Annotated in this window: 19 protein-coding genes and 1 tRNA gene; 16 read left to right on the forward strand and 4 right to left on the reverse strand. The window is 70.9% G+C overall.

Features of this window, described 5'->3' with window-relative positions; translation table 11 throughout:
- From DEJ17_RS00005 to DEJ17_RS00015, 3 genes are all read right to left on the reverse strand, one after another.
- Nucleotides 1–593: Gfo/Idh/MocA family protein (locus DEJ17_RS00005; RefSeq protein ID WP_146239565.1), on the reverse strand; the 593-nt coding region annotated here is incomplete at its 3' end.
- A 237-nt stretch (nucleotides 594–830) separates the two neighbouring features.
- Nucleotides 831–902: transfer RNA gene (locus tag DEJ17_RS00010), tRNA-Arg, on the reverse strand.
- A 148-nt stretch (nucleotides 903–1,050) separates the two neighbouring features.
- Complete coding sequence (locus DEJ17_RS00015) at nucleotides 1,051–1,626, reverse strand: hypothetical protein (RefSeq protein ID WP_110891524.1); 576 nt, start codon at nucleotides 1,624–1,626, stop codon at nucleotides 1,051–1,053.
- Nucleotides 1,627–1,685: 59 nt separating this feature from the next.
- Between DEJ17_RS00015 and argS the strand changes: the two genes are divergently transcribed.
- The 9 genes from argS (at nucleotide 1,686) to prmC (ending at nucleotide 13,768) form a co-directional block, all read left to right on the forward strand.
- On the forward strand, nucleotides 1,686–3,356 hold the full coding sequence (argS, locus tag DEJ17_RS00020; RefSeq protein ID WP_110859019.1) for an arginine--tRNA ligase: 1,671 nt from the start codon (nucleotides 1,686–1,688) through the stop codon (nucleotides 3,354–3,356).
- 142 nt (nucleotides 3,357–3,498) lie between these two features.
- Nucleotides 3,499–4,254 carry a DUF2993 domain-containing protein gene (locus DEJ17_RS00025; protein ID WP_110891525.1) on the forward strand — a complete coding sequence of 252 codons (756 nt, stop codon included), beginning with the start codon at nucleotides 3,499–3,501 and terminating at the stop codon, nucleotides 4,252–4,254.
- A gap of 58 nt (nucleotides 4,255–4,312) precedes the next feature.
- The gene (gene lysA, locus DEJ17_RS00030; protein WP_110891526.1) at nucleotides 4,313–5,734 is read left to right on the forward strand and encodes a diaminopimelate decarboxylase; all 1,422 of its coding nucleotides are present in this window, start codon (nucleotides 4,313–4,315) and stop codon (nucleotides 5,732–5,734) included.
- 65 nt (nucleotides 5,735–5,799) lie between these two features.
- Nucleotides 5,800–7,107, forward strand: coding sequence for a homoserine dehydrogenase (locus DEJ17_RS00035; RefSeq protein ID WP_027465790.1), 1,308 nt, complete (start codon nucleotides 5,800–5,802; stop codon nucleotides 7,105–7,107).
- Between the two features lie 86 nt (nucleotides 7,108–7,193).
- Complete coding sequence (gene thrC, locus DEJ17_RS00040; protein ID WP_027465789.1) at nucleotides 7,194–8,273, forward strand: threonine synthase; 1,080 nt, start codon at nucleotides 7,194–7,196, stop codon at nucleotides 8,271–8,273.
- Nucleotides 8,274–8,350: 77 nt separating this feature from the next.
- Nucleotides 8,351–9,289, forward strand: coding sequence for a homoserine kinase (gene thrB, locus DEJ17_RS00045; protein ID WP_110891722.1), 939 nt, complete (start codon nucleotides 8,351–8,353; stop codon nucleotides 9,287–9,289).
- Nucleotides 9,290–9,468: 179 nt separating this feature from the next.
- Complete coding sequence (gene rho, locus DEJ17_RS00050) at nucleotides 9,469–11,781, forward strand: transcription termination factor Rho (RefSeq protein ID WP_110891527.1); 2,313 nt, start codon at nucleotides 9,469–9,471, stop codon at nucleotides 11,779–11,781.
- A 3-nt stretch (nucleotides 11,782–11,784) separates the two neighbouring features.
- Complete coding sequence (gene prfA / locus DEJ17_RS00055; RefSeq protein ID WP_017885756.1) at nucleotides 11,785–12,867, forward strand: peptide chain release factor 1; 1,083 nt, start codon at nucleotides 11,785–11,787, stop codon at nucleotides 12,865–12,867.
- Between the two features lie 25 nt (nucleotides 12,868–12,892).
- Nucleotides 12,893–13,768, forward strand: a complete 876-nt coding sequence (gene prmC, locus DEJ17_RS00060; protein WP_110891723.1) for a peptide chain release factor N(5)-glutamine methyltransferase — start codon at nucleotides 12,893–12,895, stop codon at nucleotides 13,766–13,768.
- Nucleotides 13,769–14,243: 475 nt separating this feature from the next.
- Here prmC and DEJ17_RS00065 read toward each other — a convergent pair whose 3' ends face one another.
- Complete coding sequence (locus DEJ17_RS00065; protein WP_146239566.1) at nucleotides 14,244–14,897, reverse strand: HAD family phosphatase; 654 nt, start codon at nucleotides 14,895–14,897, stop codon at nucleotides 14,244–14,246.
- Nucleotides 14,898–14,934: 37 nt separating this feature from the next.
- Between DEJ17_RS00065 and DEJ17_RS00070 the strand changes: the two genes are divergently transcribed.
- The 7 genes from DEJ17_RS00070 (at nucleotide 14,935) to DEJ17_RS00100 (ending at nucleotide 19,947) form a co-directional block, all read left to right on the forward strand.
- Nucleotides 14,935–15,609: an L-threonylcarbamoyladenylate synthase gene (locus tag DEJ17_RS00070; RefSeq protein ID WP_110891529.1), complete on the forward strand. Its 675-nt coding sequence runs from the start codon at nucleotides 14,935–14,937 to the stop codon at nucleotides 15,607–15,609.
- Nucleotides 15,606–16,832: an MraY family glycosyltransferase gene (locus DEJ17_RS00075; RefSeq protein ID WP_110891530.1), complete on the forward strand. Its 1,227-nt coding sequence runs from the start codon at nucleotides 15,606–15,608 to the stop codon at nucleotides 16,830–16,832. Before DEJ17_RS00070 ends, DEJ17_RS00075 begins: the two co-directional genes overlap by 4 nt.
- Nucleotides 16,829–17,320 (forward strand): hypothetical protein, encoded by a 492-nt coding sequence (locus tag DEJ17_RS00080; RefSeq protein WP_035808335.1) that lies wholly within the window; start codon nucleotides 16,829–16,831, stop codon nucleotides 17,318–17,320. The genes DEJ17_RS00075 and DEJ17_RS00080 overlap by 4 nt, the downstream gene beginning before the upstream one ends.
- A gap of 107 nt (nucleotides 17,321–17,427) precedes the next feature.
- Nucleotides 17,428–18,288 (forward strand): F0F1 ATP synthase subunit A, encoded by an 861-nt coding sequence (atpB, locus tag DEJ17_RS00085; RefSeq protein WP_027465782.1) that lies wholly within the window; start codon nucleotides 17,428–17,430, stop codon nucleotides 18,286–18,288.
- A gap of 61 nt (nucleotides 18,289–18,349) precedes the next feature.
- A complete protein-coding gene (atpE, locus tag DEJ17_RS00090; protein WP_027465781.1) occupies nucleotides 18,350–18,586 on the forward strand; it encodes an ATP synthase F0 subunit C in 237 nt (78 codons plus the stop codon).
- Nucleotides 18,587–18,595: 9 nt separating this feature from the next.
- Complete coding sequence (locus tag DEJ17_RS00095; protein ID WP_110891531.1) at nucleotides 18,596–19,150, forward strand: F0F1 ATP synthase subunit B; 555 nt, start codon at nucleotides 18,596–18,598, stop codon at nucleotides 19,148–19,150.
- Nucleotides 19,151–19,152: 2 nt separating this feature from the next.
- Nucleotides 19,153–19,947, forward strand: coding sequence for a F0F1 ATP synthase subunit delta (locus DEJ17_RS00100; protein ID WP_110891532.1), 795 nt, complete (start codon nucleotides 19,153–19,155; stop codon nucleotides 19,945–19,947).
- The last annotated feature ends 90 nt before the right edge of the window (nucleotides 19,948–20,037 follow it).

Below are 20,037 nucleotides of genomic sequence, written 5' to 3' on the forward strand. Positions count from 1 at the left end.
TGCCCGTACACACCGGCGTCGAGGAGCGCACCCCCACCGGCGGCGGGGTCGAACATCCGGTCCGCCGGGTCCGGGTCGTGCGGCCACCCGACGTCGACCGTCGCGAGCCGGACGTCGCCGAGGACCCCGTCCGCGAGCAGACGGGCGACGACGTTCGTGCCCGGCAGGTACCGGGTCCACATCGCCTCCATCGCGAGGACGCCCGCGGCCCGTGCGGCGTCGGCGAGGGTGCGCGTGTCCGCCGCCGAGGTCGTCATCGGCTTCTCGACGAGCACGTGCTTGCCAGCGGCGATCGCGAGCAGCGCGTGCCCGAGGTGCTGCGGGTGCGGCGAGGCGACGTAGACCACGTCGACGGCGGGGTCCGCCACGAGGGCCTCGTACGAGCCGTGCACACCGGGCACGCCGTGGCGGGCGGCGAAGGCCGCGGCACGCTCGGGGGAGCGGGAGCCCACTGCGACGACGCGCTGGTCGGAGTTCGCGTGCAGCGTGGTGGTGAAGTCGTTCGCGATCTCCCCGGGGCCGATCACACCCCACCGGAGCACGGGTCCGCCCCGCAGTGCGTGGACTCCGGGCACCGGGAACGTCATCGTCATGCCCGAACGCTACCGGGCGGACCCGCTGCGCGCCGCGCACTTCGTCCTGCTGCTCACCGTCGAGGAGGTCCTGCTGCTCACCGTCGAGGAGGTCCTGCTGCTCACCGTCGAGGAGCACCCAGCCACGAGGCCGGCGACGCACCCGGAGGAGTCTCAACGGGGGAAGGTCGCCGAAGGCGACATCGGCCGGTGCCGACTCCGCGGAGCGGAGACGTCACCTTGGCCGGCGATTTCCAGTGCCCCCAGGAGGATTCGAACCTCCGCCCCTGCCTCCGGAGGGCAGTGCTCTATCCCCTGAGCTATGGGGGCCAAGGGGTGTCAACAACCGTAGCAGGTCCGGCGGGTGCTCCTGGACAGCGCGTGTCGCGCCGTGGACGTCACGACGGGTGCCCGGGAGGCGCGGTGCGGGCCCGCACCGGGCCTCCAGGCCGCACGGTGCGCGGGCCGCAGTGCCGCGTCAGCCCGCGGGCGTGGCTGTCGCCGACGCGGACGGCGCCAGCGCGGCGCGCACCGCGTCGACGACGGGCTGCGCCCCACCCGGCTCGGTGAACAGCGTCGACTGCGCGGTGATCCAGTACGGGTCGGCGAAGGCGTCCGCGCGGCCGACGTCGCCGTTCAGGGCGAAGTACCCCTCCACCCGGTAGGTGGGGACGGACCCGCCCCGCTCGTACAGGGCGTCCTTCAGGTTGGTGAGCGACTTCTCAGGCAGGTCGGCGACGGCGAGCGTGATGGTCGTGGCGTCCGCGTCGGTGCTCACGAACCGGCAGACGCGACCCCGCTGCTTCGCGATGGCCGCAGCGGGGGAACCCTTCGCCGGGGTGAAGGAGTCGTCGAGCTCGAAGGTCTGCCCGTACACCGACAGTGCGCTCGACGGCAGGAGTTCCGCGCAGCTCTGCGACACCGGCTTGCCCGCGGGCGTCGCACTGGCCGACGGGGTGCTGTCCCCGCCGCCCGAGCACCCGGCGAGCACGAGGGCTGCTGCGGTGGTGACGACGGCGACGGTGAGCGCCCGGGCGCGGCTGCGGGGGGTCATCCCGACATGATGGTGCATCGACCGGTGCGGACCTGGGCGTCCCGGTAGGATCGATCCTCGTGACTCCTGCCGAACTCTCCGCCGCGTACCTGTCGATCCTGACCGGGATCGTCGAGCGCCGAGGCGCGTCCGAGACCGTGACGATCGAGGAGTCCCACGTGGTGCTCGAGCGTCCGAAGAACCGCGCCCACGGCGACTGGGCCTCGAACGCCGCCATGCAGCTCGCGAAGCGGCTCGGCACCAACCCGCGCGAGCTGGCGACCGAGATCGCCGGCGAGCTGACCGAGCTCGACGGTGTGGACTCGGTCGACGTCGCCGGCCCGGGCTTCATCAACATCACGCTCGAGGCGGCCGCCGCGGGTGAGATCGCGCGCACCATCGTGGACGGCGGCGAGTCCTTCGGTACCGGCGACCTCTACGACGGCGTCCGGATCAACCTGGAGTTCGTCTCCGCCAACCCGACCGGCCCGATCCACATGGGCGGCGTCCGCTGGGCCGCGGTCGGCGACAGCCTGGCCCGCGTGTTCCAGGCGCAGGGCGGGCTCGTCACCCGTGAGTACTACTTCAACGACCACGGCGCGCAGATCGACCGCTTCGCCCGCTCCCTCGTCGCCAGCGCACTCGGTGAGCCCACGCCCGAGGACGGCTACGGAGGCGCCTACATCGCCGAGATCGCGGCACGGGTCATCGCGACCCTCGAGCCGGGCGTCGACGTCCGCGACCTGCCGCGCGACGAGGCGCAGGAGCTCTTCCGTCGCGAGGGCGTCGACTTCATGTTCGCGGACATCAAGTCCTCGTTGCACGACTTCGGCGTCGACTTCGACGTCTACTTCCACGAGAACGCGCTGCACGAGTCGAAGGCGGTCGAGCGCGCCATCGCCCGACTGCGGTCGGCCGGCGTGATGTACGAGGCCGAGGGTGCCGAGTGGCTCCGCACGACGGACTTCGGCGACGACCGCGACCGCGTCGTCATCAAGTCCGACGGTGAGCCCGCCTACATCGCCGGCGACCTGGCGTACTACCTCGACAAGCGCGAGCGTGGGTTCGAGCGGAACCTGATCATGCTCGGCGCCGACCACCACGGCTACGTCGGCCGCATGATGGCGATGTGTGCCGCGTTCGGTGACGAGCCGGGCAAGAACCTCGAGATCCTGATCGGGCAGATGGTCAACCTGCTCAAGGACGGTGAGCCGATGCGCATGTCGAAGCGCAACGGCACCATCGTCACGATGGAGGACCTCGTCGACGCCGTCGGTGTCGACGCCGGCCGGTACGCCCTGGTCCGCTTCGCCAGCGACACCGCGATCGACATCGACCTCGACCTGCTCACCAAGCGCACGAACGACAACCCCGTCTTCTACGTGCAGTACGCCCACGCCCGCACCCAGTCGGTGGCCCGGAACGCCGCGGCCGCCGGGGTCGACCGTTCCGTGTTCGACGCGTCGCTGCTGACCCACGAGTCCGAGAGCGCGCTGCTCGGAGCCCTCGCCGAGTACCCGCGGGTGGTCCGGCACGCCGCCGAGCTGCGCGAGCCGCACCGCATCGCGCGGTACATCGAGCAGCTGGCCGGCCTGTACCACCGCTGGTACGACTCCTGCCGTGTCACGCCCCTGGGCGACGAGCCCGTGACCGACCTGCACCGCACGCGCCTGTGGCTGAACGACGCCACCGGCCAGGTCGTCCGCAACGGCCTCGGCCTGCTCGGCGTGTCGGCTCCGTCCCGCATGTAGCGGTCGCCCTTTCCGCAAGACACCGGTGTTCGCGCACCGAACACCGGCATCCCGCGGTGCCGAGCGCGAACACCGGTGTTTTGCGTCCGGGCCGCAGCCGGGCCGCAGCCGGGCCGCAGACCGGGCTGGCAGGGTAGGACGCATGCCCGCAGCCACCGAACGCCCCACCACGCGCCGCCGCTGGCCCGTCGTCCTGCTCGTGGTCGTCGTCGTGCTCGCCGCCCTCGTCGTGATCGCCGAGTTCGTGCTGCGTGGCGTCGTCGACCGGATCATCGCCCAGCAGGTCGAGCAGTCGCTGCCCGACGGCACCACCGGCCAGGTCGACGCCCACGCCGAGGGCATCGTCATCCCGCAGCTCATCAGCGGCACGCTCGACCGCGTCGAGATCTCCTCGGCGAAGCTCACGGTCGACGGCATCCCGCTCGCCGCCGACGTCACCGCGCAGGACGTCCCGGTGGACGGCGAGGGCGACGTGCGTGACGTGGACGGCACGGTCACCCTGGCGTCGTCGAGCGTCAAGGACCTGGCGAAGTACAGCCCGCTGTTCGACCGGCTGAACCTGGTCGACGGCGGCGTCGAACTGACGGGGTCGTCGTCGGTGCTCGGCTACGACATCACCTACGCCGCCGAGGGCGCCGTCGTCGCGCAGGACGACGGCCGCGGCATCACGATCACCCCGGAGAGCGTCCGGATCACGAACTCCGACCTCGGCCTCAAGGTCGACTCGATCCCGGGCGTCACCGGCGTCCCGGTGCAGGTCTGCACCGCGCAGTTCCTGCCCGAGGCGCTGCGGGTGCGCTCGCTCGACGTGTCGAAGACGGACGCGACGGTCCGCATCACGGCGGAGGCCCTGCCGCTCAACGAGGACGGCCTGCGGACCGTCGGCAGCTGCGGCTGAGCGGACGGGCGCGTAACGCGGCCTGGAGGAACGGTTCGCGTCGGTAGGATCGGGTCCCGTGAGCGAGAACCCCCTTGCACCGCCGCGGCTGCGGTTCCCGACGGACGCCTCCGAACTGGTGGACCGCATCTGGCCCGCGTCCGCGACGCGGACCGACGACGGCACGCTGGCGATCGGCGGCATCAGCGCGACCGACCTGGTCGCGCAGTTCGGCACGCCGCTGTACGTCGTCGACGAGCGTGACGTCCAGTCCCGCGCCGTCCGCGTGCGGAACGCGTTCGCCGAGGCGTTCGAGCGCATCGGCAGCCACGCGCACGTCTACTACGCCGGCAAGGCCTTCCTGACGACGCAGGTCGTCGCGTGGATGGCCGAGGCCGACCTCCGCGTCGACGTCTGCACCGCGGGTGAGCTCGCGGTCGCCCTGGCCGGCGGCATCGACCCCGGCCGGCTCGGGTTCCACGGCAACGACAAGTCCGACGCCGAGATCGCCCGCGCGGTCGAGGTCGGCATCGGCACGATCGTGCTCGACAGCCACGAAGAGGTGCAGCGCGTCGCCCGTGCGGCTGCCGACGCCGGGGTCGTGCAGCGCGTGCGCATCCGGATCAACACCGGCGTGCACGCGTCCACCCACGAGTACCTGGCGACCGCTCGCGAGGACCAGAAGTTCGGCATCCCGCTGTCCGAGGCCGTCGAGGCCGCTGCCGCCGTCCGCGCCGAACCCTCGCTCGCCTTCGTCGGGCTGCACTCGCACATCGGATCGCAGATCTTCGACGACGCCGGCTTCCGCGAGGCCGCACGCCGGCTCATGGACGTGCACGCGACGCTCGTGGCCTCCGGTCCGGTGCCCGAGCTGAACCTCGGCGGCGGTTGGGGCATCGACTACACCGAGGCGGACTCGGCCTTCGCCCCCGAGGACGTCGCCGACGCACTGGCCACGATCATCGGTGAGGCCTGCGCCGAGCGCGGCATCCCGGTGCCGGACATCGCCGTCGAGCCGGGCCGCTACATCATCGGCCCGCCCGGGGTGACGCTCTACCGCGTCGGCACGATCAAGCCGGTCACGCTCGAGACCGACGACGGCGGCAGCGCGACCCGCACGTACGTCTCCGTCGACGGCGGGATGAGCGACAACATCCGTCCCGCCCTGTACGGCGCCGACTACACGGCCCGGCTCGCCCGCACCTCCGACGCCCCGGCGGTGCTGAGCCGCGTCGTCGGCAAGCACTGCGAGAGCGGCGACGTCGTGGTGAACGACGAGTACCTGCCCGGCGACGTGCAGCGCGGTGACCTGCTGGCCGTCGCGGCCACCGGCGCCTACTGCTGGGCGCTGTCGAGCAACTACAACCACGTGGGCCGCCCGCCGGTCGTCGCCGTCGCGGACGGCGCAGCCCGTATCCTCGTGCGGGGCGAGACGATCGACGACCTCCTCGCCCGTGACACCGGGGTCACCGCCGTGCCCGCCGACGGCACCGGCCGCTGACCCCCGACCCGACCGGGTCCGCCCACCCCGCAGGGCCTACCCCCACCGACAGGAACCGCTACCAGATGATCGAATACCGCAACGTCCGTGTCGCGCTGCTCGGGGCCGGCTCGGTCGGTTCCCAGGTCGCCCGACTGCTCCTCGAGCACGGCGACGAGCTGGCCTCGCGCGCCGGTGCCGGGCTGGAGCTGGTCGGGATCGCCGTGCGCGACGTGGACGCCCAGCGCGACGTCGACCTGCCGGCGGAGCTCTTCACCACGGACGCTGCATCGCTCATCCTCGGCGCGGACATCGTCGTCGAGCTCATCGGCGGCATCGAGCCGGCGCGCACCCTCGTGCTCCAGGCTCTGCAGTCCGGCGCTGACGTCGTCACCGGCAACAAGGCGCTGCTCGCGACCCACGGCCCGGAGCTCTTCGCCGCAGCGGAGCAGGTCGGCGCGCAGCTCTACTACGAGGCTGCCGTGGCCGGGGCGATCCCGATCATCCGTCCGCTGCACGACTCGCTCGCCGGCGACCGCATCGTCCGGATCATGGGCATCGTCAACGGCACCACGAACTTCATCCTCGACCTGATGGACCGCAAGGGATCCACGTTCGAGGACGCCCTTGCCACCGCGACGGAGCTCGGGTACGCCGAGGCCGACCCGACCGCCGACGTCGAGGGCTACGACGCCGCGCAGAAGGCCGCGATCCTGGCCTCGCTGGCGTTCCACACCTCGGTGCCGCTCGCCGCCGTGCACCGCGAGGGCATCACCCACGTCACGATCGACCAGGTCCGCGCCGCCCGCAAGGCCGGCTACGTCGTGAAGATCCTGGCGACCGCCGAGCGCCTGACCGACGAGGACGGCCGCGAGGGCGTCAGTGCCCGCGTCTACCCGGCCCTCGTGCCCGAGTCGCACCCGCTCGCGAGCGTGCACGGTGCGAAGAACGCCGTGTTCGTCGAGGCCGAGGCCGCCGGCGACCTGATGTTCTACGGCGCGGGCGCCGGTGGCGTCGAGACGGCCTCGGCGGTCCTCGGCGACCTGGTCTCCGCGGCCCGTCGGCACGTCATCGGCGGCCCGGGGGTCGCCGAGTCGACGCAGTCCGAGCTGCCGGTGTTCCCGATCGGCACCGTCCGCACGAGCTACCAGATCACCCTGCACGTCACGGACGCCCCCGGCGTGCTGTCGACCGTCGCCGGCGTGCTCGCGAAGCACGGCGTCAGTGTCGAGACGGTCGAGCAGACCACCACCGGCGCAGCCGAGGGGACCGCGACGCTCGTCATCGGTACCCACCTGGCCCGCGAGGCCGACCTCGCGGACACCGTCGTCGCCCTCCGCGGCGAGGACGTCGTCCTGGACGTCACCAGCGTCCTGCGCGTCGTCGGCCGCTGACGCGACCACGGGCCTCCAGGCCGACCAACAGGCTCACCGAGCCGACCACCACCAGATCCACCCCACCGGACAGAGAGAGAAGCCTGATGGCCCACCAGTGGCAGGGAGTCCTGCGCGAGTACGCCGACCGACTCGACGTGACCGAGGCGACGCCCATCGTCACGCTCGGTGAGGGCGGCACGCCGCTGATCCCGGCTCGTCGGCTCTCCGAGCGCACCGGCGCCGAGGTCTACGTGAAGTTCGAGGGCATGAACCCGACGGGTTCGTTCAAGGACCGCGGCATGACGATGGCGATCTCGAAGGCCGTCGAGCACGGCGCGAAGGCCGTCATCTGCGCCTCGACCGGCAACACCAGCGCCTCGGCCGCCGCGTACGCCACGCACGCCGGCATCACCGCTGCGGTGCTCGTGCCCGAGGGCAAGATCGCCATGGGCAAGCTCAGCCAGGCCGTCGCCCACGACGCCCAGCTGCTGCAGGTGCAGGGCAACTTCGACGACTGCCTCGACATCGCCCGCGACCTGGCGGCGAACTACCCGGTGCACCTCGTCAACTCCGTCAACAACGACCGCATCGAGGGGCAGAAGACCGCCGCGTTCGAGGTCGTCGACGTCCTCGGTGACGCACCGGACTTCCACTTCCTGCCCGTCGGCAACGCGGGCAACTACACCGCGTACTCGCGCGGCTACCGCGAGGACGTCGCCGCCGGCCGCAGCACCAAGCTGCCCCGCATGTTCGGGTTCCAGGCCGCCGGTTCCGCCCCGATCGTGCACGGCGAGGTCGTCCGGCACCCCGACACCATCGCGTCGGCGATCCGCATCGGCAACCCGGCCTCGTGGCAGTTCGCGCTCGAGGCGCAGCAGGAGACCGACGGCTACTTCGGTGCCATCACCGACGAGGCCATCCTCGCGGCACACCGCATCCTGTCGGCCGAGGTCGGCGTCTTCGTCGAGCCCGCGTCAGCCATCGGTGTCGCCGGGCTGCTCGAGCGTGCCGACGCCGGCGTCGTGCCGAAGGGCGCGAAGGTCGTGATCACGGTCACGGGCCACGGCCTGAAGGACCCGCAGTGGGCCCTCCGCACGCCGGACGGCGGCGAGGTCACCCCGACGAGCGTGCCGGTCGACACGAAGTCGATCGCCGACGTGCTCGGTCTGGTCAGCGAGCAGTGATCTCCGACCGCTCGTCCGGACCGGGGGAGGGCGTCACCGCCCGCAGTGCTGTACCGGCCGGACGGGCGGTCCGTGCGCTGCCGACCGGATCGGCGGTCCGCGTCCGGGTGCCGGCCACGTCGGCGAACCTCGGCCCCGGCTTCGACTCGCTCGGCCTCGCGCTCTCGCTCTACGACGAGGTCGTGGTGCGCGTGCGTCCCGAGCCCGGCGCGACCGTCGCGGTCGAGGGCGTCGGTGCCGGTGAGGTCGCCACGGACGACACGAACCTCGTCGTCCGTGCGGTCCGTCGCGGCCTGGAGCACGCCGGTGTCGACCAGCCCGGTCTCGAGCTGCACGCCACGAACGCGATCCCGCACGGCCGCGGCCTCGGTTCGTCCGCCGCAGCGATCGTCGCGGGGCTCATGGCTGCCCGCGGGCTGCTCGAGGGCATCGTCGACCTCGACGCCTCGACGCTCCTGACCCTGGCCACCGAGATGGAAGGCCACCCGGACAACGTCGCGCCGGCGCTCTTCGGCGGCCTGACGATCGCGTGGATGACCGCCGAGGGCCCGGCGTACAAGCGGCTCCTGGTGCACCGTGGTGTCGCACCGGTGGTGTTCGTCCCGACCTCGACGCTCTCGACCAAGCTCGCGCGCTCCCTGCAGCCAGAGCAGGTCCCGCACGCCGACGCCGCGTTCAACGTCTCCCGCTCGGCGCTGCTCGTCGCGGCGCTCATCCAGAGCCCCGAGCTGCTGCTCGCCGCGACCGAGGACCGTCTGCACCAGGCGTACCGCGCCAGCGCCATGCCCGAGACCGACGCCCTGATCCGGTTGCTCCGGCAGCACGGCCTCGCCGCGGTCGTCTCCGGCGCGGGGCCGAGCCTGCTCGTCCTCGGCAGCGACCCCGCACAGCGACTGACCGCCGCCGAACTGGTGCAGCGACACGCCGAATCCGACTGGCGGCCGCTCATGCTGGCCGTCGATCTCGGTGGTGCTACAGTGGCAGCGCACTCGGCGCTCGAAGCCGAACCCGCGTAACCGTACGGATCGCTCGTCCTCAGGACAGCTCCTGCGACGTCGCAGGGTCCGGTGCGCGAGTGTGCATCTCTTTCTGATCACCGAATCCCGATCCGTCGTCTGAACGGCGGTCGATGCTCTCCTGCATCCGGGACGGTGGAAACTCTCCGCGTTCTGCGGTTCGAAAGGAAACACCGACCTTGACCGACAACAACTCCGCCCAGGTGGAGATCCCCAGCGACCTGCGTGCCCTCCGTCTCCCGGAGCTCCAGCGCATCGCCTCCTCGCTCGGCATCACCGGGCTCTCCAAGCTCCGCAAGGGCGACCTGATCGCCTCCATCGAGGACAAGCGTCCCGTCGACGAGACGCCGGTCGCCCCGGTCGCCCCGGTCGCCGCCGTCGTCGCCGAGACCCCCGCCGAGCCGGCCGCCACCGAGCAGCCGACCCTGCCGGAGCCCGCCGAGACCCCCGCGGAGCCCGCTGCCGAGGTACCCGTCGCCGACGCCGAGTCCGCCGCCCCGAGCCGTGCCCGTCGTTCGCGCCGCGCGTCGTCGGGTGGCACCGTGAACGCCGCGCCGACCGCGGCCGCCGAGCACACCAACCACGGCCAGACCGGCACCGAGGACCTCCTCGCCGGCCTCGACCAGGTCCGCGCCGAGAAGGACGCCCAGGAAGCCGCGCAGTCCGGCTCGCAGCGCCGTGGCCGTGGCCAGCGGAACGCCGAGCAGCGTGGCACCGAGCAGCGTGGCACCGAGCAGGGCCAGCAGGCGTCGACGCCCGCCGAGGCCGAGCAGCCGAGCCAGGCGGCCCAGCAGGGCCAGCAGGCCCCGACGTCCGCCGTGCAGGCCGACCAGGACCAGAACGAGTCCGGCGACCAGAACGACCAGGGCGACCAGAACTCCGAGCAGGGCGAGGGCGGCTCGCGTCGCGGCCGCCGAAGCCGTGGTCGTGGTCGTGGCCGTGGGCAGAACGCCGAGAACGGCGAGCAGCAGAACGGCGCCGACCAGCAGAACGGCGGCCAGAACGGCGGCCAGCAGAAGCAGAACGGCGCCGACCAGCAGAACGCCGGTCAGCAGAAGCAGAACGGCGGCGAGCAGCAGAACGGCCAGCAGAACGGCGGCCAGAAGCAGAACGAACAGCCGAAGCAGGCCGAGGCCAAGCAGGACGACAAGGCGGACCAGAAGCAGCAGCAGAACGCCGGTCAGCAGAAGCAGCAGACCAGCGGCCAGCAGAAGCAGCAGCAGCAACAGCACGCCGACGAGGCCGAGAGCGGCCGCAGCCGTCGCCAGCGCGACCGGAAGCGCGGCCGTGGCGGCCAGAACGACGACTTCGAGCCCGAGGTCACCGAGGACGACGTCCTGATCCCGATCGCGGGCATCCTCGACGTCCTCGACAACTACGCGTTCGTCCGCACCACCGGGTACCTGCCGGGCCCGAGCGACGTCTACGTCTCCCTCGGCCAGGTGAAGAAGTACCACCTGCGCAAGGGCGACGCCGTCGTCGGTTCGATCAAGCAGCCGCGTGACGGCGAGCAGCAGAGCCGCCAGAAGTACAACGCGCTCGTCGCCGTCGAGTCGATCAACGGCCAGTCCGCCGACGAGGCCGCGGCCCGCGTCGACTTCAACGACCTCACCCCGCTGTACCCGAACGAGCGCCTGCGCCTCGAGACGGAGCCGGGCAAGCTGTCGACCCGCATCATCGACCTCGTGTCGCCGATCGGCAAGGGCCAGCGCGGTCTCATCGTGTCCCCGCCGAAGGCCGGCAAGACCGTCGTGCTGCAGGCCATCGCGAACGCCGTCGCCAAGAACAACCCCGAGGCGCACCTGATGGTCGTCCTCGTCGACGAGCGGCCCGAAGAGGTCACCGACATGCAGCGCACGGTGAAGGGCGAGGTCATCGCCTCGACCTTCGACCGTCCCGCCGAGGACCACACCACCGTCGCCGAGCTCGCCATCGAGCGTGCGAAGCGCCTGGTGGAGCTGGGCCACGACGTCGTGCTGCTGCTCGACTCGATCACCCGCCTGGGCCGTGCGTACAACCTGTCGACCCCGCCGTCGGGCCGCGTGCTCTCCGGTGGCGTCGACTCGGCGGCGCTGTACCCGCCGAAGCGCTTCTTCGGTGCCGCGCGCAACATCGAGGACGGCGGCTCGCTGACCATCCTCGCGACCGCGCTCGTCGAGACCGGCTCCAAGATGGACGAGGTCATCTTCGAGGAGTTCAAGGGCACCGGCAACATGGAGCTCCGCCTGAACCGTCACCTCGCCGACAAGCGGATCTTCCCCGCCGTCGACGTGAACGCCTCTGGTACCCGTCGCGAGGAGCAGCTGCTCTCCGCCGACGAGGTCAAGATCACCTGGCGTCTGCGCCGGGCCCTCGCCGGGCTCGACCCGCAGCAGGCCCTCGAGATCGTGCTGCGGAACCTCAAGGAGACGCAGTCGAACGTCGAGTTCCTGGTGCAGGTGCAGAAGTCGGTCCCCTCGACCGGCGCCCACCACAACGGTCACCAGGAGTAACGCGTGTTCGAGTCGGTAGCGGGGCTGCTGGCGGAACACGAGGACCTGACGCAGCAGCTGTCGGACCCCGCGCTCCACGCCGATGCGGCCCGGGCGAAGAAGGTGAACCGGCGGTACGCCGAGCTCAACCAGATCAAGTCCGCGTACGAGGCCTGGCAGGCGGCGGGGGACGACCTCGCCGCCGCCCAGGAACTCGCGCGTGAAGACGCGGCGTTCGCGGACGAGGTCCCCGGGCTCGAGGAGCAGCTGTCGGAGCGCCAGGAGCGTCTCCGCCGGCTGCTCATCCCGCGCGACCCCGACGACGGCCGTGACGTCATCATGGAGATCAAGGGCGGCGAGGGCGGCGAGGAGTCGGCGCTGTTCGCGGCCGATCTGCTGCGCATGTACTCGCACTACGCCGAGACCAAGGGCTGGAAGGTGGAGCTCCTCGAGCGCACCGAGTCGGACCTGGGTGGCTACAAGGACGTCCAGGTCGCGATCAAGTCGAACACGACCGATCCGTCCCAGGGCGTCTGGGCGCACTTGAAGTACGAGGGCGGTGTGCACCGCGTCCAGCGAGTGCCGCAGACCGAGTCGCAGGGGCGTATCCACACCTCGACCACCGGCGTGCTGGTGTTCCCCGAGGTGGACGAGCCCGAAGAGGTCCAGATCAACCAGAACGACCTCAAGATCGACGTCTACCGGTCCTCCGGCCCGGGCGGGCAGTCCGTCAACACGACGGACTCCGCGGTCCGCATCACCCACCTGCCCACGGGCATCACGGTGGCGATGCAGAACGAGAAGTCGCAGCTGCAGAACCGTGAGGCCGGCATGCGCGTGCTCCGTGCACGCATCCTCGCGCGCCAGCAGGAGGAACTCGACGCGATCGCCTCGGACGCGCGCAAGTCGCAGATCCGCGGGATGGACCGTTCGGAGCGCATCCGCACGTACAACTTCCCGGAGAACCGGATCGCGGACCACCGCACCGGCTACAAGGCGTACGACCTGGACCGCGTGATGAACGGTGCCCTCGAGCCCGTCATCCAGTCCGCCATCCAGGCGGACGAAGAGGCACGTCTGGCCGCCATCGGCGACCAGGACGCGTAGCCGCACACCCAGCCTGGAGGCCCGGATCACCGCCGACACGCCCCTCACCTTCGCCGCGGATCGCCTGCTCGAGCAGGCGACCGCGGCGCTCGTCGCCGTCGGCGTCCCGACGCCCCGGGTCGACGCCGAGCTGCTGCTCGCGTGGGCGACCGACACCTCGCGCGGCGCGGTCCAGGCCCGTGCGCTCATCGGTGGCGGCATCGCCCCGGAGCACGTCGAGCGCTTCCGGCACGCCGTCGCCCGCCGTGCGACCCGTGAGCCGCTGCAGCACATCACCGGGCAGGCGTACTTCCGCGCGCTCACCCTGGCCGTCGGACCGGGCGTGTTCGTGCCCCGTCCGGAGACCGAGGGCGTCGTGCAGTTCGGCATCGACGCACTGCGGGCGACCGCGGTCCCCGAGCCGATCGCCGTGGACCTGGGGTCCGGCAGCGGTGCGATCGCGATCGCGATGGACACCGAGGTGCCGAACGCCGTGGTCTACGCCGTCGAGCGCTCAGCAGAGGCCCTGCCCTGGACGCGGCGCAACGTCGACGCCCACGGCGGGACGGTCCGGCTCGTCGAGGGCGACCTCGCCGACGCGATACCGGAGCTCGACGGCACCGTGTCCGTCGTCGTGTCGAACCCGCCGTACGTGCCGGACGACGCGATCCCGATCGACCCCGAGGTCCGCGACCACGACCCGGCGATGGCGCTCTACGGCGGGCCGGACGGCCTCGATGCCGTGCGGGCGCTGGCCGGGACGGCCTGGCGGCTGCTGGTGCCCGGGGGAGTGCTGGTCATCGAGCACGCCGAGCCGCAGGGCGCCGGCGTCCGGCAGGTCCTGGCGCGCCGGGGGTTCCGCACCCCGGAGACGCACGTCGACCTGACGGGGCGCGACCGCACCACCACCGCGACGCGCTGAGCGCGGAGCGGGCCTCCCGTCGCTCGGCCGTGCGTACGTGTGCCGGGTGGATCCGGGCGTACCGGGTGGGATCGGGAGTACCGAGTCGTTCGGGATGACCAGGTATGCCCGTTCTTGCCTTCCAGCGCGACCGCGATGGGAAGGAGCGGGCGTGGCGGGCGCGGGGCGGGCCTCCCGTCGCTCGGCCGTGCGTGCGTGTGCCGGGTGGATCCGGGCGTACCTGGTGGGATCGGTTGTACCGGGTCGTTCGGGATGACCAGGTATGCCCGTTCTTGCCTTCCAGCGCGACCGCGATGGGAAGGAGCGGGCGTGGCGGGCGCGGGGCGGGCCTCCCGTCGCTCGGCCGTGCGTGCGTGTGCCGGGTGGATCCGGGCGTACCTGGTGGGATCGGGCGTACCGGGTCGTTCGGGATGACCAGGTATGCCCGTTCTTGCTTTCCAGCGCGACCGCGATGGGAAGGAGCGGGCGTGGCGGGCTACGCGACGGGGGAGGCCTCGCGCTGCTGTGCCGCGACGAAGGCGCGGACGTGCTCGCGCAGGTCGGTGTCGTGCTCGACCAGGACCGCGTGGATGCCGACGCTCCGCGCACCCGCGACGTTCTCGGGCATGTCGTCGGCGAAGAAGGTGCGCTCCACGGGGACCCCGTGGTGGGCGATCGCGCGCTGGAAGACCTCGGGCTCGGGCTTCCGGGCGCCGAAGTTGCTCGACGTGTCCAGGTGCTCGCCGAAAACCTCGGGCAGGGACGGCGCCCACTCGTGGATCCAGCGGCCGGCGAGCGGACCGTTGTTGGTGAGCAGCCCGACACGCCCGTGCTCGCTCGCGATCCGGACCGCCTCGATGCGCTCCGGCAGCTCGGTCATGGCGGATCCGCGGATCCGGGCCCAGTCGGCCTCGGGGACGTCGCACTCCATCGCACGCTCGAACGCGGCCAGGTACTCGTCGCCGTCGGCGAAGCCACCGGCCTCGGCACGCATCTCGTGACCGCAGTCCCACCAGCGGCGACGGAGCTCCTGGAACTCGTGTCCGGTGAACTCGGAGAGTGCGGCCATGCGCACGTGCCAGTCGTACCGGACCAGGACGTCGTCCATGTCGAAGAGGAACAGGAGCGGGGGTGCGGGCGTCTCGTTCACGATGTCCACCATTGTGTCGCACTATCATCGTCGAGTCATGGCATCCCGATACGACTGCACCGACTCCGACGGGCTCCTGACCGGGATGCGGCTCGCACGTGCCGCCCTCGGACGCGGAGAGCTCGTCGTGGTCCCCACCGACACCGTCTACGGCCTTGCCGCGGACGCCTTCAGCGCGACGGCCGTGCAGCGGCTGCTCGACGCGAAGGGCCGCACGCGGCAGTCGCCGCCGCCCGTGCTCATCCCCGGTCCGCCCACGCTCGATGCCCTCGCCAGCGAGGTCCCGCAGCCGGTGCGCGACCTGGTGGCCGAGTTCTGGCCGGGCGGGCTGACCGTCATCCTGCACGCACAGCCGTCGCTCGACTGGGACCTCGGCGAGACGCGGGGCACGGTCGCGCTGCGGATGCCGGACTCGCGGATCGCCCTCGAGCTGTTGCAGGAGGTCGGGCCCCTCGCGGTCTCGTCCGCGAACTCGACGGGCGACCCGGCAGCGATGGACGTCGACGCCGCCGAGCGCATGCTCGGTGACAGCGTCGCGATCTACCTGGACGGCGGACCCGTCGAGGTGCACGACGGCTTCGAGGCCAGCACCGGGTCGACCATCGTCGACGCCACCGGGCTGTCGGACGGCGGCACGCTCCGCATCGTCCGGCACGGGGTGATCCCCGACGAGGAGATCATCCGGGTCGTCGGAGCCGACCTCGTCACATGAAGTACTACCTGCTCGCAGGGGCCATCGCCGCGGTCGTGAGCTTCCTCATGAGCCTGGTGGTCTGGAAGCTCGGGCTGAGGTACAAGTGGTACCCGCAGGTCCGCGAGCGGGACGTGCACCGCACCCCGACGCCCCGGCTCGGCGGCATCGCGATGTACATCGGCGTCATCGTCTCGCTGCTCGCAGCCTGGTTCCTGTTCCCGTCGATCGCGGGGACCGACTACTTCCGGCTCGTGTTCTCCGAACCGGGCCGCGTGCTCGCCGTCCTCGGGGGAGCGACCATCATCGTGGTGCTCGGGGTCGCCGACGACATCTGGGACCTCGACTGGATGACGAAGCTGGCCGGACAGATCATCGCGGCGGGCATCCTCGCCTGGCAGGGCGTGGCGATCGTCTCGCTGCCCATCGGCAACACGCTGGGCGTCGGGTCGTCCTACATGAGCCTCATCTTCACCGTGCTGGCGGTGGTGCTCGTGATGAACGCGGTGAACTTCATCGACGGGCTCGACGGCCTGGTCGCCGGGGTCGCGATCATCGCGGGCGGGGTGTTCTTCCTCTACACGTTCTTCATCAACCGCGTGGTCGTGCAGACCGAGTTCTTCTTCAACCTGCCGTCGCTGCTCACCGCGGTGCTCGTCGGCGCCTGCTTCGGCTTCCTCATCCTGAACTGGCACCCCGCCAAGCTCTTCATGGGGGACGCCGGTGCGCTCCTCGTCGGGTTCCTGATGGCCACGAGCGCCGTCTCGGTCACGGGCAACATCGACCCGGCGGCGGTGCAGACACGCCAGGCGCTGCTGCCGGCGTTCATCCCGATCCTGCTGCCGTTCGCGATCCTGATCGTGCCGATCCTGGACTTCGGTCTCGCGGTCACCCGACGGCTCAGCGCGGGCAAGTCGCCGTTCTCAGCCGACCGGAAGCACCTGCACCACCGCCTGCTCGACATGGGGCACTCGCACTTCCACGCGGTGCTGATCTTCTACGCGTGGACCGCGACCGTCGCCTTCGGGTGCCTGCTGTTCCTCTTCGTGGACTGGTACTGGGTCGTCGCCTTCGTGTCCGTCGGCTTCACCGTCTGCGCCGTCGCGACGTTCGCGCCGCTCGGACGGAAACGCACCGAGATCGCCGCCCAGACCGCCAACCGTTCAGCCGCCGTGGTGGATGCCAGCCTCGACCCGCTCGACCGCGCCGCCAACGACCGCACGATCCCTGGAGACATCACGTGACCGCACCGAACGCGCTCGACCACGTCCGGCCGGTGTTCCGCCGCATCATCACCTGGGGAGCGGTCCTCGCCGTCGCCCTGGCGGTGGTCGGCGGGCTCATCGGGTTCCTCGTCGCGGACGGCCCCGGGCTGGTCGGGGGACTGCTCGGCGCCGTGCTGAGCGTCGTGTTCCTCGGGCTCACCGCGGTCAGTGTCCTCGTCGCGCTGCGCGTCTCGAAGGGCCAGATGATCTCCGGTGCCTTCTTCGGCATCGTGATGGGCACCTGGCTGCTCAAGTTCATCGTCTTCATCGTGCTGCTGGTCCTGCTCAAGGACCGCGACTGGGTCGACTTCCCGGTGCTGGCGATCGTGATCATCGCGGGGGTCGTCGGCTCCCTGGTGATCGACGTCGTCGCCGTCGCGAAGGCCCGCATCCCGATCGGCGTCCGGCTGCCGGGCGACGGCCTCGACGACTCCGCGGACGCTGGGAACCCGACCCCCCGCGTCTGAGAAGCCGGGAAGCCTCTCGCACCTGATAGGCTTCTCGAAGTCCGCTACCGGAGCCTTTCGCTCGGGGCGGGCGAGCCTCCACAACGTCCACCATCGCGTGCCATGATGTGCGCGCGCCGACACAGGAGACAGCGCTGCTATCCCACGCTCTTCCCCTGTCCCTCTCCGCTGCGGTTGACACCGTCGCGGCGGGGAGCAGCAAGGCCGCCGAGTTCCATGGTCCGTCGATCAACGAGTTCTTCCCGGACGCGATCTTCTTCGCCGGGACGCCGTTCGAGATCGATCGGGTCGTCCTCATCCGCTTCTTCGCCGTCGCCGTGCTCCTGGTGTTCGCGTTCGTGGGTACCCGTGCACTGAAGCTCGTGCCGAACCGCGGTCAGGCGTTCATCGAGTACGCGTTCGACGTCGTCCGTCGCAACACCTTCGACAACCTCGGAGAGAAGGACGGCAAGCGTTTCCTGCCGCTCCTGGCGACGATCTTCTTCGGCGTGCTGTTCATGAACCTGACCGGCCTGATCCCGGGCATGAACCTCGCCGGCACCAGCCGCATCGCGATGCCGATGATCCTGGCGATCGTCGCGTACCTCGCCTTCATCTACGCCGGTCTCCGCAAGCACCCGGGCACGTTCCTCAAGAACTCGCTCTTCCCGCCCGGGGTTCCGTGGCCGCTGTACATCATCGTGACGCCGATCGAGCTCGTCTCCACCTTCGTGCTCCGTCCCGTCACCCTGACGCTGCGACTCCTGATGAACATGGTCGTGGGGCACCTGCTCCTCGTGCTGTTCTTCTCGGCCACGCAGTTCTTCTTCTTCGACGCTTCGCTCGGCTTCAAGGCCTTCGGCGTCGGGACCATCGCGTTCGGCATCGCGTTCAGCTTCTTCGAGGTCCTCGTCGCGCTGCTGCAGGCCTACGTCTTCATGCTCCTCACCGCCGTCTACATCCAGCTGGCGCTGGCCGACGAGCACTGATTCCTCACTGACCCCCTACGGGACCGGCGACCGTCGGACCCGCACCTCGAAAGGAAAACACGTGGACGCAACGACCGTTCTCGCGGAGATCAACGGCAACATCGCGACGGTTGGCTACGGCCTCGCAGCGATCGGCCCGGCCATCGGCGTCGGCATCGTCGTCGGCAAGACGATCGAGTCCGTCGCTCGCCAGCCCGAGCTCCAGGGCCGCCTGACGACCCTCATGTACATCGGTATCGCCTTCACCGAGGCCCTGGCCTTCATCGGTATCGCCACGTACTTCATCTTCACCAACTAAGGTTCCTCGATGCAGAACGCACTCATCATCGCGGCGGAGGAAGCGCACAATCCGCTGATCCCGCCGGTGTACGACATCGTGTGGTCGGCGCTCGCCTTCGTCATCATCTTCCTGGTGATGTGGCGTGTCGTCACGCCGCGCATCACGAAGATGCTCGATGAGCGCACCGAGGCCATCGAGGGCGGCATCAAGAAGGCCGAAGCCGCTCAGGAGCAGGCTGCCGCTGCGCTCGACGAGTACAACAAGCAGCTCGCCGATGCACGCGCCGAGGCGTCACGCATCCGTGAGCAGGCCCGCGCCGACGCCACGGCGATCGGCAACGAGGTCCGCGAGCAGGCGGCCGCCGATGCAGCACGCATCACGGCCAACGCCCAGTCGCAGATCGAGGCCGAGCGCCAGAGCGCCGTCCAGGCACTCCGGTCCGAAGTGGGCACCCTCGCGCTGGACCTCGCGTCCGGTGTGATCGGTGAGTCCCTCAAGGACGACGCCAAGTCGACCGCAGTGGTCGACCGCTTCCTCGCCGACCTCGAGGCCTCGCAGGCCACGAAGACGGGGGAGCACTGAGCATGCGCAGCGCTACCAGAGAAGCACTCGCGTCCACCAGGGCGGTGTTGTCGGACCTCGGTCCGAGCGCCGGCCTGGCCGCGGGTGCCGAGATCCTCGCCTCCGGGCGTGCGATCGCCGGTGCGCCGCAGCTGCTCGGGCTGCTGTCCGACCCCACGGCCGATCCGGCCGGCAAGAAGGTCCTCATCGACCGTGTCTTCGCCGGACAGTCGGACGCGACGCGTGCGGTCCTGACCGCGGTGGCCGGCTCGCGCTGGTCCTCGCAGCAAGACCTGCTCGCGGGCATCGAGGACGCGGGCATCCGCGCCGTCGCTGCGACCGCGGGTCCGGATTCCTCGATCGAGTCGGAGCTGTTCGCCTTCGAGACCGCCGTCCGCTCGGACGCCGGCCTCGAGCTGGCGCTCGGCACCAAGCTCGGCAGCCCCGAGCAGAAGGGCGCGCTCGTCGAGCGGCTCCTCGGTGCCAAGGCATCGGAGCAGACGATCACGATCGTGTCGGCCCTGGTGCAGCAGCCCCGCGGCCGCCGCATCGGTGAGATCGTCCGCGACGCCTCGCGCATCGTGGCCGAGCAGGCCGGCAAGCTCGTCGCGACCGTCGTCACGGCGACGCCCCTGACCCCCGCCCAGTCGGCCCGCGTCACGCGCGGTCTGTCCGAGCGGTACGGCAAGGACATCAGCATCAACCAGGTCGTCGACCCCACGGTCGTCGGCGGGGTCCGGGTGCAGATCGGCGGCGACGTCATCGACGGCACCGTGTCCACGCGACTCTCGGAGCTCCGGCTCCAGCTCGCCGGCTAGGCGTACGGTCGAAGCCGCTCCTCCCCAAGTCCACAACGGGAACTGCCGAGTCCGGCAGCGTCACCCTCTCGGAGCCGAAGGGCCCCGGAA

Source organism: Curtobacterium sp. MCSS17_011, from assembly GCF_003224275.1.
Classification (GTDB): Bacteria; Actinomycetota; Actinomycetes; order Actinomycetales; family Microbacteriaceae; genus Curtobacterium.

What these genes read in the sequence shown, in the direction of transcription:
- DEJ17_RS00015 (WP_110891524.1), bottom strand. Translation starts at nt 1,626, where the DNA reads ATGACCCCCCGCAGCCGCGCCCGGGCGCTCACCGTCGCCGTCGTCACC.
- DEJ17_RS00025 (WP_110891525.1), top strand. Translation starts at nt 3,499, where the DNA reads ATGCCCGCAGCCACCGAACGCCCCACCACGCGCCGCCGCTGGCCCGTC.
- DEJ17_RS00035 (WP_027465790.1), top strand. Translation starts at nt 5,800, where the DNA reads ATGATCGAATACCGCAACGTCCGTGTCGCGCTGCTCGGGGCCGGCTCG.
- thrC (WP_027465789.1), top strand. Translation starts at nt 7,194, where the DNA reads ATGGCCCACCAGTGGCAGGGAGTCCTGCGCGAGTACGCCGACCGACTC.
- DEJ17_RS00070 (WP_110891529.1), top strand. Translation starts at nt 14,935, where the DNA reads ATGGCATCCCGATACGACTGCACCGACTCCGACGGGCTCCTGACCGGG.
- DEJ17_RS00075 (WP_110891530.1), top strand. Translation starts at nt 15,606, where the DNA reads ATGAAGTACTACCTGCTCGCAGGGGCCATCGCCGCGGTCGTGAGCTTC.
- DEJ17_RS00095 (WP_110891531.1), top strand. Translation starts at nt 18,596, where the DNA reads ATGCAGAACGCACTCATCATCGCGGCGGAGGAAGCGCACAATCCGCTG.
- DEJ17_RS00100 (WP_110891532.1), top strand. Translation starts at nt 19,153, where the DNA reads ATGCGCAGCGCTACCAGAGAAGCACTCGCGTCCACCAGGGCGGTGTTG.